The organism is Halomonas elongata (assembly GCF_029081005.1).
In the GTDB taxonomy this organism is placed as follows: domain Bacteria; phylum Pseudomonadota; class Gammaproteobacteria; order Pseudomonadales; family Halomonadaceae; genus Halomonas; species Halomonas elongata_B.
Genome location: NZ_JAJQTQ010000016.1, coordinates 64870 through 79820, shown reverse-complemented (window position 1 = coordinate 79820; position 14951 = coordinate 64870). Strand labels below are relative to the sequence as shown.

Sequence of the window (14951 nt, the reverse complement as noted above, 5' to 3'; positions counted from 1 at the left end):
CTTGTCACCGGTCACGCGAACAAGCTTCGATTACCGGAACTGCCAGGCCTCGGCGACCCGATCGACCGCCTCCTCCGGCGTGATCACTCCCTGGGCCAGATCGGTACTGATATTGTTGACGGTCGCGCCAACGGAGGTCCCCAGAGCCTGGTCGAGAAATACCTGGTGAAACGTCGAGTCTGCGAGAATTTCAGCCACCTTGCGGGCATAAGGTGTTGCAAGCGCTTCTTCAGAACCTTTGGCCACTGGCACGAAAATGCCGCGCTTCGCCGCCTTGCGCTGATTTTCCTTATTGAGCAGGAAGCGCAGGAAGTCGACCGCTTCGTCGGAGGCTCCCTCGGTAACGGCAAAGCCATTCATGCCACCGAAGCTATGATCATTCCCGACGCCTCCCTCGACATCCGGGAAACGGATGAACGCCAGCTCCTCATCCGGCACGCCCTCGCCGCTCATCGAGCGTTCCTTCGATGGGATGTAGTCCCAGTCTCCCATCAGGTGCAGGGCCGCTTCCCCATCTCCGAACATGGCACTGGCACGCTCGTAGGTGGTCGACATGAAGCCCGATTGGAAGGGTTCGAGTTCCGTGAACTCCTGGAGCATTTCGCCGGTACGGACAAAACTCTCATTGGTAAAACCACCATCGTCGCCGGCCTTGGCAGCCTGGATACCGTCACCACCCGCCAGCCGGGTCGCCAAGTATCCCCAGTAGAAATGCATCGGCCAACCGTCCTTGGCACCGACCACCGCCGGCGTGATGCCCTGCTCACGCAATGCCACCACGGCCGACTCGAGGTCCTGCCAGGTCTCGATCTCATCAACGTCGACACCCGCCTTCCCGGTCAGGGCCGTATTGGCCCAGAAACCCACCACCGTGGCGTAGAGAGGCGCGCCGTAAATACGCCCATCCAGTGTGAAGGTGCTCACCGCCGATTCTGGATAGAGCTCCTTCCAGCCGTCCTTCATGGGTTCGGTCAGATCACGCACGAAGCCAGCTTCCACCTTGTCACGCAGCCCCTCGCCGCCCCAGCTGTAGAAGATATCGGGACGCTGCTCGGACTGTAATAACGTCGGCAGGCGCGTCTTGTAGGCCTCGTTGGCGATATAGTCGAACTCGACGTTGACCTCCGGGTGCTGTGCTTCGTACTCGGCCACGACTTCGTCGTAGTACTGCTTCTCGGCATCGCTCACCTCGACCCGCAGCACCTTGACCGTGGTATCGGCGGCGGCCGCGATGGAGCCCAGTGCCGAAACAGCGGCGATCGCCGCCACCAGACAACGGCGACGGGAATGTCCTCCTGTGAACTGACGCAATGCATTCATGACGTTCTCCTTTGTTGTGTTATCGGAGTATTGGTACATGGGAGATCACCCCCATCCCCCATCGACGGCAAGCTCCTGGCCGGAAATCGCCTGGCTGTCGGTACTGGCCAGAAACAGCACGGCCGGTGCGACATGATGGGCTTCCAGCCGGAATTTCAAGGATTGACGCGCCTGGATCGAGGCCTCTTCTTCGGGACCGATCCACTTCTCCAGTTGCCGTTCGGTGATGATTGAGCCGGGCACCAGGGTATTGACGCGAATATCGTGAGGGCCCAGATCGCGAGCCAGGCTGCGAGTCAGGCCGTGTACCGCCGCCTTGGCGGTCATGTAGCAGGAGAGATCCCCCAGCGCCATACGCACGCTGATCGAGCCGAAATTGATGACCGAGCCGCCACCCGCCTCAATCATCTGATGGGCCGCCGCTTGAGCAGCGAAGAACATCGGCCGCAAGTTGAGCGACATCCGTTCGTCCCAGTAATCGATATCGATGTCGTTCCAGGAATGTCGATCATCGTTGGCGGCATTGTTCACCAATGTCCGGATCGCTCCGAGCGTCTGGCCCACCTCGGCGATGACCGCCTGCAAGGCTGCAACGTCGCGGATATCACAGTGGTAATAGTGCGGCGCCCTACCGGTTTCCGCCTTCAACTCCTCGACCAGCGCCTGGCTGGCGGCATCATCGATATCGACAAAGGCAACCACAGCACCTTGGCCATGAAAGGCTCGGGTCAGTCCCGCACCAATGCCACTACCGCCACCGGTGATGAACACCACTCGCTGCTCCAGGCTGGGGTAACGCCCCGCGTCCTCACTCATCTTCGCTCCACTTAGTTTTATCTATTTACTAACTAGGCAGAATGGTCACCTGCAACGCGAGACTCAATGAGACTTTGGTAGACGTGCAGCAAGACCCGGCCAAACCCGATACAATCGATAGCCAACACATCATTCGGCAACGGCGTTGCTGCATCGACTGACGGAGCCATTCGTTCACCTTGATTACCAAGGTCATTCGTCAAGCTCGAGCTTGAAGTCCCACGGCACTGACCACCGAGTTGCCAGGACGACTCACGCAACGCCGGCAAACCATGGAAAGCGCCCATGCCCACCAGTTTTCAGCCGCACCGGTCAGGCGATCTCCACTTCCTTAAACGGCTCAATCGCAGCGCCATTCTGGAGCTGGTTCGCCGCTCTCCGGGCCTGACACGCGCCGACATCGCGACCCAGGCCCAATTGACGAAAGCGACAGTGGGTAGCGGCGTGCAGTCACTCCTCAAGCAGGGGTGGCTATGCGAGGGGGAACTGCAGAAGAGCAGCGGGGGGCGCCCCGGCCGCGCCCTGCATCTCGATGAGCGATGTCTTGCCATTCTCGGAGCCGAGGTCGGCGTACACGGCCTGCGCCTGGTGGCCTGCACGCTCTCGGGGCAGATACTGGCCAGCCACCACGAGCGGCTGTCGCCTTCGTCGCCCGAGGTGACGGCTGAGTTGCTCGCCGGCCTGCTGAAAACGCTGCAGCAATCCCCGGCACTCGACGGCTACCACCTCCTCGGCCTCGGCATCGCCCTGCCCGGCCCCGTCGCGCCCCACGCCCCCTTGCTACGCGTGGCACCGAACCTGGGGTGGAAGGACATCCGCTTTCTCGATCTGCTGCGCTCTCACCTGCCTAAGTTGGAAGGCGCCTGGTTGATGGACAATGAGGCCAAGTCGGCGGCCTTCGGGGAATTCTATTTCCGGACTGGCCAGGTACCCGATTCCCTGATTTACGTCAGCGCCGGCACCGGCATCGGCAGCGGCATGATCGAGGGCAACCAGCCGCTGCTCTCCCGAGGCTTCCAGGGGCTGGCCGGCGAAATCGGTCATACCATCCTGCAGCCCGGCGGCCTCTACTGCCACTGTGGCAATCGCGGCTGCGCGGAGACGCTGGTCAGCGGCTGGTCGATCCGCGCCGCCCTGGGTGTCGCCGAGGACGAGGACCTTCTCGAGGTCCTGCGGCCCCGGTTGCACGAGGAAGCCGTCCAGCTCACGCTGCGGCGTGCAGGTGAGGCAATGGGAACCCTGTTGCTCAACCTCCACCATACCCAGAACCCTTCCGAGCTTGTGCTGGGGGGATCGCTGGTCCAGTTGGGCGCATCCTTCCTCGATCCGGCCCTGTCATATTTCAAGACCCACCAGAACCGACTCCTGGGCTCCTCCCAGCAAGTCCCCCTCCGCGTGATCGACGATTCCACCTTCATCGCCGCCCGCGGTGCCGCCGCTCAAGTGCTGGCCCACGTCATCCATGGTCCCAGCGATCTCATCTGAGGAACCGACATCCACGAAAGTCTCACTCGACGAGCCAGTAAACGGCTTGAACTTTCCCGCCCCGCCAATCAACATAGTAAAGAGACTAAACTAACAAGCGTCATATCATGGCCAGCGAGGTAACTCCGTGAGCGTCTCTTCCTATCTCCCCGATGATGACCAACAGGCCCTGCTCGTCGGCCGGGCCTGGCATGACGACGCACGAGGACCTGTCCTGGTGGTCGTCCGCCACGGCCAGGTCTTCGATATCTCCGATCACTGTACCTGCATGGCCGACCTGCTCGACCGCAACGATGCGGCGACATTCGTATCCGAGGTCGAGGGCGAGTTCCTCGGCTCGGCCGAGGAGTTGTTCGACAACTCCCGGCACGCATCGCCACGGGCGCCCTACCTGCTTGCCCCTTGCGACGTCCAGGCCATCAAGGCCTGTGGCGTGACCTTCGCCGTCAGCCTGCTGGAGCGCGTGATCGAGGAACAGGCCAGCGGCGATCCCGCCCGGGCCAGCGAGCTGCGTAGCGAGTTGCAGGCGCTGATCGGTGGCGATCTCTCCCGGATCGTGCCCGGCTCGGAGGAGGCCATGGCACTCAAGACGGAGTTGCAGGCCCGCGGTGCCTGGTCGCAGTACATGGAGGTGGGCATCGGTCACGACGCCGAGGTGTTCACCAAGTCCCAGCCCTTGTCAGCGGTCGGCTTCGGCAGCCGGGTCGGCCTGCACCCGGCATCCCGGTGGAACAATCCCGAGCCGGAAATCGTGCTGGCGGTCGACGCCCGGGGCACCGCGAAGGGCGCCACCCTCGGCAACGACGTCAACTTGCGTGACATCGAGGGACGCAGCGCCCTGCTGCTGGGCAAGGCCAAGGACAACAACGCCTCCTGCGCCATCGGCCCGTTCATTCGCCTGTTCGATGACACCTTTACGCTCGATACCGTGCGACAGGCCCGTGTCTCGCTGCACATCAAGGGCCAGGATGATGATTTCGAGCTCCACGACAGCAGCGACATGCGCCAGATCAGTCGCGACCCGCTGGAGCTGGTCCAGCAGACCACCGGCGCTCACCACCAGTATCCAGACGGATTCCTGCTGTTCCTCGGCACCATGTTCTCGCCGATTCAGGACCGCGACGGCGCAGGCCAGGGATTCACTCACCACATCGGGGACAGCGTCACCATCGCGACTCCCTCCTTGGGCGCTTTGGCCAACGACGTCGACCGCTCGGACCGGCTCCCCCCCTGGACCTATGGTATCCGCGCCTGGCTGTCACACCAGCAACGCCGCTGATGGACCCAGAAAGATTCAGGCGGTCAACCGGCGCACTGCCCGCTCCACGCCGCGCAGCTCGGCCAGTCCCTTGAGACGACCATAGAGCGGGTACCCCGGTGCGGTGTCGCGGTACTGGTCGTCGAGGATGTGGTGGCCGTGGTCGGGACGCAGCGGCAGCCGCGGACCACCTTCGCGCTCGCGGCGGCGCTCCTCGGCGACCAGCGCCTGGACGACACCGACCATGTCCACATCACCGTCCAGGTGATGGGCCTCGTGGAAGGTGCGCGGGTCCGAGGCCTCGCGCCGGGTCGAACGCAGATGGGCGAAGTGGATGTGCGGGGCGAAGCGTTCGGCCATCGCCACCAGATCGATATCGGTGCTGACACCGTAGGAACCGGTGCACAGGGTCAGGCCGTTGGCCGGGCTGGGCACGGCATCGAGCAGCCACCGGGCATCCTCGGGGCCGGACACCACCCGCGGCAGGCCAAGCAGCGGACGGGGCGGGTCGTCGGGATGGATCGCCAGGCGCACGCCCACCTCCTCGGCCACCGGGACGATGGCGGCCAGGAAATCCCCCAGGTGCTCGCGCAGCCGCTCGGCGTCGATCTCGGCATAGCCGGCGATCACCTCGCGGAAACGCGCCAGGGTGTAGTGTTCCTCGGCACCGGGCAGTCCGGCGATGACGGTGTCGATCAGCCGCTCGCGACCGGCTTCGTCGAGGCCATCGAGATAGTCCCTGGCCTTGGCCTTCTCGGCGTCGCTGTACTCGGCCTCGGCACCGGGGCGCGCCAGCAGGTAGAGGTCGAAGGCGGCGAAGGCGGTCTGATCGAAGCGCAGCGCCAGGCCACCGTCCGGCAGGTGCCAGGCCAGGTCGGTGCGCGTCCAGTCGAGCACCGGCATGAAGTTGTAGCAGACGGTGTCGATGCCGCAGGCCGCCAGGTGACGCAGCGTCTGCTGGTAGGCGTCGATATACCGCTCGCGCTCCGGCAGGCCCTTCTTGATCGCCTCGTGCACCGGCACGCTCTCCACCACCGACCACCGCAGACCGGCCGCCTCGATCATGCGCTGGCGCTCGGCGATGGCCTCGATCGGCCAGACCTCGCCATTGGGGATCTCGTGCAGCGCGGTGACGATGCCGGTGGCCCCGGTCTGACGGATCTCGTCGAGGGTGATGGGATCGGCGGGGCCGAACCAGCGCCAGGTGTGTTCCATGGTGAGTGTCCTCTCGATCAGACTCGCCCGAGGGTAGCCAGCGCCCCGGCAAGCCCCTGTCGTGTCAGGGTGGTATAGGCGGCGATGACCGCCTCGGCGAAACGCGGTTCGGCCGCCAGCGCCGGCGGGAAGACATCCTCGACGGCCAGGAAAACCCGCACCAGGACCTCGGCCTCGTCGCCGTGCCGGACATGCAGGGCCGCCAGGCGCTCGGCCAGTGGATCGTCCACCGGATGGGATCGGCCGGCCAGGTCGTCGCCGGCCGTGTAGCGAATCCAGGCCGCCACGCCGAGCGCCGTGCAAGGCACCTCGCCACCGGCCGCCAGGCGCGCCTGGGCGCCGTGAAGCCAGCGCTGGGGCAATTTCTGGGAACCATCCATGGCGATCTGCTGCAGTCGATGGCGCAGGCTGTCGTTGGCGAAGCGCTCGAGCAACTGCTCGGCATAGGCGGTGAGATCGGTACCCTCGGGCATGGCCAGGGTCGGAGCGGCCTCCTCGAGCATGTAGCGGCGCAACAGGGCCACCAGGTCATCGCGGCTGACCGCCTCGAACACCGTCTCGATGCCGTCCAGGGCCCCCAGGTAGGCAAGCAGCGAGTGGCTGCCGTTAAGCATGCGCAGTTTCATGGTCTCGAAGGGCGCCACGTCGGCGACCATCTCCACGCCCTCCGCCTCCCAGGCCGGCCGTCCCTGGGGGAAGTCGTCCTCGACCACCCACTGGCTGAAGGCCTCACCGACCACGGCGTTGGCGTCCTCGATGCCGAGCTCGGCCAGGCGCGCGAAGTCGGCTTCGGCCATGGCCGGCACGATGCGATCGACCATGCTGCACGGGAAAGCCACCTCTTGCTCGATCCAGGTCGCCAGCGCGGCGTCGCGTCGCTCGGCCAACTGAATCACGGCATTGCGGGTGCGCTTGCCGTTGTCGGGCATGTTGTCGCAACTCAGCACCGTGAACGGCGGCACACCGGCATGGCGGCGCCGGTACAGCGCCTCTACCAGCAAGCCCGGCGCGGTGCACGGCGCCTCGGGATCGGCGATATCCGCGGCGATCAGCGGATCGTCGACAAGCAGCTCCCCACTGGCCGGGCTCAGGAAGTAGCCCTTCTCGGTCACCGTCAGGGTCACGATGCGCGTCTCGGGCGAGGCGAGACGCGCAAGCAGCGTCTCGCGGTCGCGTCCCCAGGAGCCCTGGCCGTCGCGGTCGCCGACCTGTTCCTTGCCGGTGAACAACGTCTCCTCGATCACGCCGATCTCGCGGACGGTGACATGCTCGCTGTCCGCGTACTCGGCCACATGGTAGCGATGGCCCGCCTCGTGCAGGGCATCCACCAACGCCACATTGGCACGCAGATTGGCGCTGCTCACGCCCCAGCCGGTGTCACCCGTGCGCTGACGATAACGCTCCAGGTAGACCGCCTGGTGGGCGCGGTGGAAGGCACCGAGGCCCAGATGAACGATGCCGATTCGGTCGCTGCCGGCGCTGGCCGGCAGCCGTGTGACGTCCTGCATCACGTTCTCCATATCGGTGGGTGTCGCGGGCTCACTGGCCGAGTATCAGGTCGGGCAGCCATAGCGATACCGCCGGCACATAGGACACCAGCAACAGCACGGCGAGGTTGCAGACCAGGAAGGGCAGGATGGCCCGCGCCACGGTCAGCACGGGCAGCTTGCCGATGCCCGAGACCACGAACAGGCAGACGCCCACTGGCGGGGTGGTCAAGCCGATCATCAGATTGAGCACCGCCATGACGGCGAAGTGCACCGGATCCATGCCCACGCCGGTGGCCACGCCGAGCAGCGCCGGGAAGAGGATTATCAGCGCGGCGATGGTCTCCATGAAGGCGCCGACGAACAGCAGGATCAGGTTGAGGATCAGGATGACGACGATCGGGTTCTCGCTGATGGTCAGGATCAGGCCGGCGATCATCTGGGGAATCTGTTCGCTGGTCAGGATCCAGCCGAAGAGGTTGGCCAGCCCCACCATCAGCAGCAGCGCCGCGGAGGTGAAGACGGTATCGGTGAGGATCGCCGGCAGCTTGCGCCAGGTGAGGCCCTTGTAGACATACATGCCCACCACCAGGGCGTAGAGGCTGGCGACGATAGAGGCCTCGGTGGGCGTGAAGAAGCCACCGATGATGCCGTAGAGGATGATCGCCGTCATCAGCAGTGCCCAGAAGGCGGTCCTGGCCTCGCGCAGCAGCTGCAGGAAAGGCACGCGGGCCTCCTTGGGATAGCCACGCCGCACGGCAAGGATATACACCGTGACCATCATCGCCACGCCCAGCAGCAGGCCGGGGACGGCGCCGGCGAGGAACATGCGGCCCACCGAGACCCCGGAGAGCGAGCCGGCGATGATCATCGGCACGCTGGGCGGAATGATCGGCCCCACGGTGGAGGAGGCGGCGGTGACCGCCGCGGCGAACGGCTTGTCGTAGCCGGACCTGGCCATGCCGGGGATCATCACCGAGCCGATGCTGGCCGAGTCGGCCACGGCGGTGCCGGAGATGCCGCCGAAGATCATCGAGCCGCCGACATTGGCCAGGCCCAGCCCGCCACGGATATGGCCGAGCAGGGCGTTGGAGAAGCGCACGATGTTCTCGGTGATATTGCCGACGTTCATCAGGTTGCCGGCCAGCACGAAGCCGGGAATGCACAGCAGCACGAAGGTGTCGATGCCCGCGTACAGGCGCTGCGGCACGACGGTCAGCGAGATGCCTTCCAGCAGCAGGTAGGCCAGCGAGGCGATGCCCAGGGAGAAGGCGATGGGCATGCCGATCAGCAACAGGACCAGGAAGGCGCTGAACAGGATGATGACTTCCATCACGGCTGCTCCGATGCGGGGCGCTCAGGCGAGCGAAAGATGGCCATGAGGCCCTCGAGGAAGCCGATGGCGCCGTAGACCAGCAACAGCGCGAACATCACCACCGTGGAGAAGAAGATGTAGAGCATGGGAACCTTCAGTGTCGGCGAGGTCTGCCAGGCGCCGTTCATGGCGTACTGCCAGGCGTAGGGCAGCACGATCAGGGCGAAGCCGGTGATCAGCAGGCAGATCAGTGTCTGAAGGGCGGCCCTGGCGCGAAGCCCCAGGGTGTGGTGGAAGAGCTCCACGCTGACGTTGCGGTGCTGGCGCAGCACCACCCCCGCCGACAGGGCCACCATGTAGATGAACAGGTAGCGCGACAGCTCCTCGGTCCAGGAGACGCTGAACGGCAGGAAGAGCCGTGCCGCGATCTGCAGCAGCACCGTGCCGGCGATGGCCACCAGGGCCGTGACGGCCAGCACGGTGAACAGGGTGTCGATCCCCCCGATCAGCCGCCCCAGGGCGCCCTGAAAGGTGGGAACCGAGGCGAGAGGGTCCAACTGCTCGAGCGCCTCCTGCTCGGCCGCCTTATGGTTGGGGTCCATAGGTCCTCCTCAAGATGCCTGGGCGGCACTCATCGACGAGCGGGCGAACCCCGGCGGGGCTCGCCCGGCGGCGGCATCACAGTGCCTGAATGGCCTCGAACAGCTTGCGCTGCTCTTCATTGAGGGAATCGAGCACCGCGGGGCGGGCTTTCTCGGCGAAGGCGTCGGCATCCACGTCGACGAACTCCATGCCACGCTCCTCGAGATCCTGACGCAGGCGCTTCTCGTCCTCGGCGAAGAGGTCGGCCTCATGGGCCTGCATGGTGTCTGCCGCCTCGAAGACCACCTGCTGCAGGTCCTCCGGCATGCTGTCGAGCTTGTCCTTGCCGATCACCACGTAGATCCAGCTGCGCACGTGGCCGGTGAGGTTCACGTAGTCCTGGACCTCATCGAAGCTGGCGCTCTCGATCAGGCTCAGCGGGTTCTCCTGCCCCTCGATGGTGTTCTGCTGCAGGGAGGTGAAGACCTCGCTGAAGGCCATGGGCGTGGGGCGGGCTCCAAGCGCCTCCCAGGTATCCACGAACAGCGGCACGTTGGGCACGCGCAGACGAAGGCCGTCGAGATCCTCGGGCTTCTCGATCGGACGGTTGGACGTCAGGTGCCGCGGACCGCGCTCGAACCAGGCCAGGGGCACCAGGTTGGCACGCTCGGTGATCTGGGCCTCGATCTCATCACCGATCTCGCCCTCGACGGCCTGCTCCAGGTGTGCGGAGTCGCGGAAGGCATAGGGCACCGCCATCATCGCCGCCTTGGGTGCCCAGTTCTGCAGGCTCTCGCCGGTGATGGTCATGTCCGCGGTGCCCAGCTGGATGCTGTTGATGACATCCATCTCGGCCCCGAGCTGCTCGTTGGGATAGAGCTGCACCTCGATGCGACCGTCGGAATTGGCTTCCACTTCTTCCTTGAACGTCACGGCGGCCTGGTGCCAGATGTTCTCTTCGTTGGCCAGGTGGCCGAATTTCAGCGTGAAGTCGGCGGCCAGGCCGGCCTGGCTGCCGAGAATGGCGGCGCCCAGAACGGCGCTGGTCACAAGTCGTTTGATCATGGCGTTGTCTCCTGGCACTTGCGTTGTGTGTTGTTGGCTTGCTTGCGTGCACGTCCGTCAGGCACCGATCTGGATCAGTACCTTGCGGGCCTTTTCGGGATGATGATCGATCATCTGGATGGCATCGGGCATGTCGTCGAAGGGCAGGCGATGGCTGACCAGCGCCAGCGGATCGAGACGCCCGGATGCCATCAGATCGATCACCTCCGGAAACTTGCGGTTGTTGAGACGCGAGCCGACCAGGGTCAGCTCCTTCTTGATCACCTCCAGCTGCGCCAGGTCGCTGGGGGTAGGAGTGAAGCCGAGCAGCCCGATGCGCCCCGCCGGCGACGCCATGCGCAGCATCTGCGGCAGCAGGGCCGGCACACAGGCGGCATCGGCGATCAACGGCATGCCCTCGCCACCGGTCAGCGCCGCGACCTCGGCCTCGACGTCCTGCTCCGCCCCGTTGAGCGTGCGGGTGGCCCCCAGCTCCCGGGCAGTGTCCAGACGGGTATCGATGACGTCGCTGACGGTGATGTCCTCGATGCCCTGGGCACGAGCCATCTGCAGGATGGTCAGGCCGATCACCCCGGCGCCGAGGATCAACAGGCGATCCCCGGGATGGGGCTGCATGCGGTCGAGGACATTGCAGGCAATGGTGTAGGGCTCGACCAGCGCCGCGGCGTCCAGCCCCAGATTCTCGGGCAGGCGATGGACGTTGCCGGCCGGCACATTGACCCGCTCCTCGAAGCCGCCATTGCGGTGCACGCCGATCACCTCAAGTGCCGTGCAGACGTTGGGGCGGCCGATGCGGCAGGGATAGCAGCGGCCACGGTTGATCACCGGGTCGATGCAGACCTGATCGCCGACGCTCACCTCCTCGACGCCCTCGCCCACGGCCTCGACCAGGCCGGCAAACTCGTGGCCGGTAATGCGGGGAAAGCGAACGAAGGCGTTGTCGCCATGGATGATGTGCATGTCGGAGCCACAGATCCCGGCGAAGGCCACTTTCACCAGCACCTCGCCCGGCGCGACGTCGGGAGCCACGGTGTCGACCAGGCGATAGTCCTGGGGCGCATTTACCTGAAAGGCTTTCATCGGCTTACCTCGTTACCAGTGCCACAGGGTGCCGTCCTCGAGCCGGTTGACCGGCAGGCTGGCACGACGATAGGGATACCTGGCGGCCACCTGCTCGTCGATGTCGACGCCGTGCCCCGGCGTCTCGCCGACCAGGAAGTGGCCATCCTCGAAGCGGTAGTCGTGGGGGAAGACCTCATTGGTGACGTCTTCGTGGGGCATGTACTCCTGGATGCCGAAATTGGGCACCCAGGTATCGAAGTGGATCGCCGCCCCCAGGCACACCGGCGACAGGTCGGTGGGACCATGAAAACCGGTGCGCACGTGATAGAGCCCGGCCAGGTCGGCCAACCGCCGCATGTGGGTGATGCCGCCGGCATGAGTGAGGGTCGCGCGGATGTAGTCGATCCACTGGTTCTCGATCAACGTCTTGGCGTCGTAGAGGCTGTTGAAGACCTCGCCCACCGCCAGCGGCGTGGTGGTGTGCTGGCGGATCAGCCGGAAGCTCTCCTGATTCTCCGCCGGCACGCAGTCTTCCAGCCAGAACAGGTGGAAGGGCTCGACCTCCTTGCCCAGCCGCGCCGCCTCGATGGGCGTCAACCGGTGGTGGACATCGTGCAGCACATGCAGGTCGTCGCCGAAGCGCTCGCGCACGGCGGCGAACAGCTTGGGCGCATGGTTGAGGTACTTGGCGGTGTTCCAGACGTGCTCGGCCGGCAGGTCGGCATCGGCGGGCTCGTAGCGCTCGCCGGGCTTCTTGGCCACGCCGTAGATGCTGGCAATGCCCGGCACCCCGGCCTGCACCCGCACCGCGCGGTAGCCTTCCTCGACATGCCGGGCCACCTCGTCGAGGCAAGCCTCGATATCCTTGCCGGTGGCATGGCCATAGACCATGACTCGCTCCCGGCTCTTGCCACCCAGCAACTGGTACAGCGGCATGCCCGCCGCCTTGGCCTTGATGTCCCACAGTGCCATGTCCACAGCGCCGATGGCGCTCATGGTCACCGGTCCCCGCCGCCAGTAGGCACCGCGATAGAGGTAGTGCCAGATGTCCTCGATACGCTGAGGATCGCGGCCGATCAGAGCAGGAATCACGTGTTCCTCGAGATAGGCGACCACCGCCTGCTCGCGACCGTTGAGGGTGGCATCGCCGATGCCGTAGACGCCTTCGTCGGTCACGATCTTGAGGGTGACGAAGTTGCGTCCCGGCGCGGTGACAATCGTATAGGCCCGTTCGATCTTCATGCCTGGGTCTCCTCGGCGAGCGCTGGTGTCTGGGCGGACTGGAACATCTCGGGGAAGCGGCGCACCAGATCGGGCAGCGACTCCAGAATCTCGCTCTGGTGAACACGCATCGCCTCGGCCGCGGCTTCGCTATCCTGCCGTTCGATGGCATCGACGATGGCCTCGTGCTGAGCGATCAGCTTGTCGAGGGGCGTACTCTCGGGAACGCTCAGATAGCGCACACGATCGAGCTGCGCCTTGACCTCTTCGGTCACCTTCCAGGCGGCCTGCTGGCCGATACCCAGCGACAAGGCACGATGGAAATCCTCGTCGAGCAGGAAGAAGCGGTCATGATCGTCCGGCTCGATGCAGCGCCGCTGGCGCTCGATCAAGTCGTGCAGCTCGGCGAGCACCGGCCGGTCCAGTCCGCGAGTCGCGGCCTCGCGCGCCACGGCCACCTCCACCGCTTCACGCACGAAGCGCGCCTCGAGCACCGCCTGCTGCGAGATCTTGACCACGAAGGTACCCCGCTGCGGACGTACCTCGACCAGCCCCGCCTCGGACAGCCGGATGAAGGCCTCGCGGACCGGCTGGCGGCTCACCGAGAAGGTGTCGGCGAGCTCCTTCTCCGACAGCGCCTGCCCCGGCGCCAGCACCATGCGAATGATCGACTGGCGAAGCACTTCATGGAGGCGTCGACGCACCGAGTCACGATCACGAGTTTCCTGCCATAGCGCCTGTAATGTCGTCGTCATGTGTTTCACCCCGATATGTCGCCGCGGTCCTGGCCGCCGCCTTTCTGATATGACTAGTATGGTAGTATGGCAAGAAAACAGGAAGCACTCTCGCCCTAGACTTTAGTGCCACGCTCACCATCTGGGAGATCACTGTGAAACGCCGCCCCTATACCGGCACCGACTACCAACGAGCGCTCAATATCGCCGACCTGGAACGGATCGCCCGGCGACGGTTGCCCAACTTCGTGTTCGAGTACCTCCAGGGCGGCGCCGATGACGAACGCACCCTCCGGCGCAATCGCGAGGTATTTGACGACTACCTGTTCGAACCCCGGACCCTGACCCGGGTCGGCCCCCGGGAGCTCTCGACTACGCTGCTGGGCCAGCGCCATGCCCTGCCCCTGGTGATCGGCCCCACCGGTTACAACGGCATGCTGACGCGTCACGGCGACATCAAGCTGGCGACGGCGGCATCCGGCGCGAACATTCCCTTCGTGCTCAGTAACGTGGCCACGACCTCGCTGGAGGACATCGCCGCCGTCGAGGGGCTCAATGCCTGGATGCAGATCTACTTCTATCGCGATCGCGATTATGTCAGGAAACTGGTGGACCGCTGCCAGACAGCCGGCTACGAGACGCTCGTCGTCACCACCGACAGCGCCATCTATGGCAATCGGGAGTGGGACCTGCGCAACTTCCGCAAGCCCATGCAGCCGACCCTGCGTAACCTCGCCCACCTGTTGACGCGTCCGCGCTGGATCGCCGACGTGCTGATTCCCGACGGCATGCCGGCCTTCAAGAACCTCGGCGACCTGCTGCCGCCCGGCAAGCAGAGCGTGCAGGGTGCCTCGGCGGTCATCGGCCAGCAGCTGGATCCGACCCTGAACTGGGACGACATCGCCTGGTTGCGCGACCGCTGGCCGGGCAAGCTGATCGTCAAGGGCATCCTGTCACCCGACGAGGCGGCACAGGCCGCCACACTCGGTGTCGACGCAGTCGTGCTGTCCAACCACGGCGGCCGACAGCTCGATCATGCACGCTCACCGTTCGAGGTCCTGCCCGAGGCCAAGGCACGTGTCGGCCAACGCTGCCAGCTCTTCATCGACAGCGGCTTCCGACGAGGGACGGAGGTCGTCAAGGCACTGGCCCTCGGCGCGGATGCAGTCTGGCTGGGGCGTACCACCCTGTACGGGCTGGCCGCGGGCGGGCAGGCAGGCGTCGAACACGCCCTGGAGATCCTGCAGGGGGAAATCGACCGAACCATCGGCCTGTTGGGGGTCGACCGGATCGCCGACCTGGACGCGAGCGCTCTGGTGAACTCTCGCCGCGGATAGCGGGCTGGGCCTGCCGCAGGCGATAAGGCATGGGCCCACCCCTGGCGGGATGGG

At 65.3% G+C, this 14951-nt stretch carries 13 protein-coding genes; 3 read left to right on the top strand and 10 right to left on the bottom strand.

Annotated elements, in window-relative coordinates; translation table 11 throughout:
• Nucleotides 1-30: 30 nt before the first annotated feature.
• Together LU493_RS12930 and LU493_RS12925 are read right to left on the bottom strand one after the other, a co-directional pair.
• On the bottom strand, nucleotides 31-1320 hold the full coding sequence (locus tag LU493_RS12930; protein WP_275288199.1) for an ABC transporter substrate-binding protein: 1290 nt from the start codon (nucleotides 1318-1320) through the stop codon (nucleotides 31-33).
• A 45-nt stretch (nucleotides 1321-1365) separates the two neighbouring features.
• Nucleotides 1366-2136 (bottom strand): SDR family NAD(P)-dependent oxidoreductase, encoded by a 771-nt coding sequence (locus LU493_RS12925; RefSeq protein ID WP_275288198.1) that lies wholly within the window; start codon nucleotides 2134-2136, stop codon nucleotides 1366-1368.
• Nucleotides 2137-2421: 285 nt separating this feature from the next.
• Between LU493_RS12925 and LU493_RS12920 the strand changes: the two genes are divergently transcribed.
• Together LU493_RS12920 and LU493_RS12915 are read left to right on the top strand one after the other, a co-directional pair.
• Nucleotides 2422-3621 carry an ROK family transcriptional regulator gene (locus tag LU493_RS12920; protein WP_275288197.1) on the top strand — a complete coding sequence of 400 codons (1200 nt, stop codon included), beginning with the start codon at nucleotides 2422-2424 and terminating at the stop codon, nucleotides 3619-3621.
• A 127-nt stretch (nucleotides 3622-3748) separates the two neighbouring features.
• On the top strand, nucleotides 3749-4900 hold the full coding sequence (locus LU493_RS12915) for a fumarylacetoacetate hydrolase family protein (protein ID WP_275288196.1): 1152 nt from the start codon (nucleotides 3749-3751) through the stop codon (nucleotides 4898-4900).
• Nucleotides 4901-4915: 15 nt separating this feature from the next.
• On the opposite strand, the gene uxuA is transcribed toward LU493_RS12915, so the two are convergent.
• The 8 genes from uxuA to LU493_RS12875 form a co-directional block, all read right to left on the bottom strand.
• Nucleotides 4916-6094: a mannonate dehydratase gene (uxuA, locus tag LU493_RS12910; protein ID WP_275288195.1), complete on the bottom strand. Its 1179-nt coding sequence runs from the start codon at nucleotides 6092-6094 to the stop codon at nucleotides 4916-4918.
• A gap of 17 nt (nucleotides 6095-6111) precedes the next feature.
• On the bottom strand, nucleotides 6112-7602 hold the full coding sequence (locus tag LU493_RS12905; RefSeq protein ID WP_275288194.1) for a mannitol dehydrogenase family protein: 1491 nt from the start codon (nucleotides 7600-7602) through the stop codon (nucleotides 6112-6114).
• A gap of 31 nt (nucleotides 7603-7633) precedes the next feature.
• Nucleotides 7634-8914, bottom strand: coding sequence for a TRAP transporter large permease (locus LU493_RS12900; protein ID WP_275288193.1), 1281 nt, complete (start codon nucleotides 8912-8914; stop codon nucleotides 7634-7636).
• On the bottom strand, nucleotides 8914-9498 hold the full coding sequence (locus LU493_RS12895; RefSeq protein WP_275288192.1) for a TRAP transporter small permease: 585 nt from the start codon (nucleotides 9496-9498) through the stop codon (nucleotides 8914-8916). The genes LU493_RS12900 and LU493_RS12895 overlap by 1 nt, the downstream gene beginning before the upstream one ends.
• 76 nt (nucleotides 9499-9574) lie before the next feature.
• Nucleotides 9575-10543, bottom strand: a complete 969-nt coding sequence (locus LU493_RS12890) for a TRAP transporter substrate-binding protein (RefSeq protein ID WP_275288191.1) — start codon at nucleotides 10541-10543, stop codon at nucleotides 9575-9577.
• Nucleotides 10544-10600: 57 nt separating this feature from the next.
• Nucleotides 10601-11623 (bottom strand): zinc-binding alcohol dehydrogenase family protein, encoded by a 1023-nt coding sequence (locus LU493_RS12885; protein WP_275288190.1) that lies wholly within the window; start codon nucleotides 11621-11623, stop codon nucleotides 10601-10603.
• A gap of 12 nt (nucleotides 11624-11635) precedes the next feature.
• Entirely contained in the window at nucleotides 11636-12847 is a 1212-nt protein-coding gene (gene manD, locus LU493_RS12880) for a D-mannonate dehydratase ManD (RefSeq protein ID WP_275288189.1), read from the bottom strand.
• Nucleotides 12844-13581 carry a GntR family transcriptional regulator gene (locus LU493_RS12875; RefSeq protein ID WP_275288188.1) on the bottom strand — a complete coding sequence of 246 codons (738 nt, stop codon included), beginning with the start codon at nucleotides 13579-13581 and terminating at the stop codon, nucleotides 12844-12846. The genes manD and LU493_RS12875 overlap by 4 nt, the downstream gene beginning before the upstream one ends.
• 134 nt (nucleotides 13582-13715) lie before the next feature.
• Here LU493_RS12875 and LU493_RS12870 point away from each other — a divergent pair, with 134 nt between their 5' ends.
• Complete coding sequence (locus LU493_RS12870) at nucleotides 13716-14897, top strand: alpha-hydroxy acid oxidase (RefSeq protein ID WP_275288187.1); 1182 nt, start codon at nucleotides 13716-13718, stop codon at nucleotides 14895-14897.
• Nucleotides 14898-14951 lie beyond the last annotated feature (54 nt).

Coding starts and splice junctions, on each gene's coding strand:
- LU493_RS12905 (WP_275288194.1), bottom strand. CDS start 7,602: ATGCAGGACGTCACACGGCTGCCGGCCAGCGCCGGCAGCGACCGAATC.
- manD (WP_275288189.1), bottom strand. CDS start 12,847: ATGAAGATCGAACGGGCCTATACGATTGTCACCGCGCCGGGACGCAAC.
- LU493_RS12930 (WP_275288199.1), bottom strand. CDS start 1,320: ATGAATGCATTGCGTCAGTTCACAGGAGGACATTCCCGTCGCCGTTGT.
- LU493_RS12875 (WP_275288188.1), bottom strand. CDS start 13,581: ATGACGACGACATTACAGGCGCTATGGCAGGAAACTCGTGATCGTGAC.
- LU493_RS12925 (WP_275288198.1), bottom strand. CDS start 2,136: ATGAGTGAGGACGCGGGGCGTTACCCCAGCCTGGAGCAGCGAGTGGTG.
- LU493_RS12885 (WP_275288190.1), bottom strand. CDS start 11,623: ATGAAAGCCTTTCAGGTAAATGCGCCCCAGGACTATCGCCTGGTCGAC.
- LU493_RS12890 (WP_275288191.1), bottom strand. CDS start 10,543: ATGATCAAACGACTTGTGACCAGCGCCGTTCTGGGCGCCGCCATTCTC.
- LU493_RS12920 (WP_275288197.1), top strand. CDS start 2,422: ATGCCCACCAGTTTTCAGCCGCACCGGTCAGGCGATCTCCACTTCCTT.
- LU493_RS12895 (WP_275288192.1), bottom strand. CDS start 9,498: ATGGACCCCAACCATAAGGCGGCCGAGCAGGAGGCGCTCGAGCAGTTG.
- uxuA (WP_275288195.1), bottom strand. CDS start 6,094: ATGGAACACACCTGGCGCTGGTTCGGCCCCGCCGATCCCATCACCCTC.
- LU493_RS12900 (WP_275288193.1), bottom strand. CDS start 8,914: ATGGAAGTCATCATCCTGTTCAGCGCCTTCCTGGTCCTGTTGCTGATC.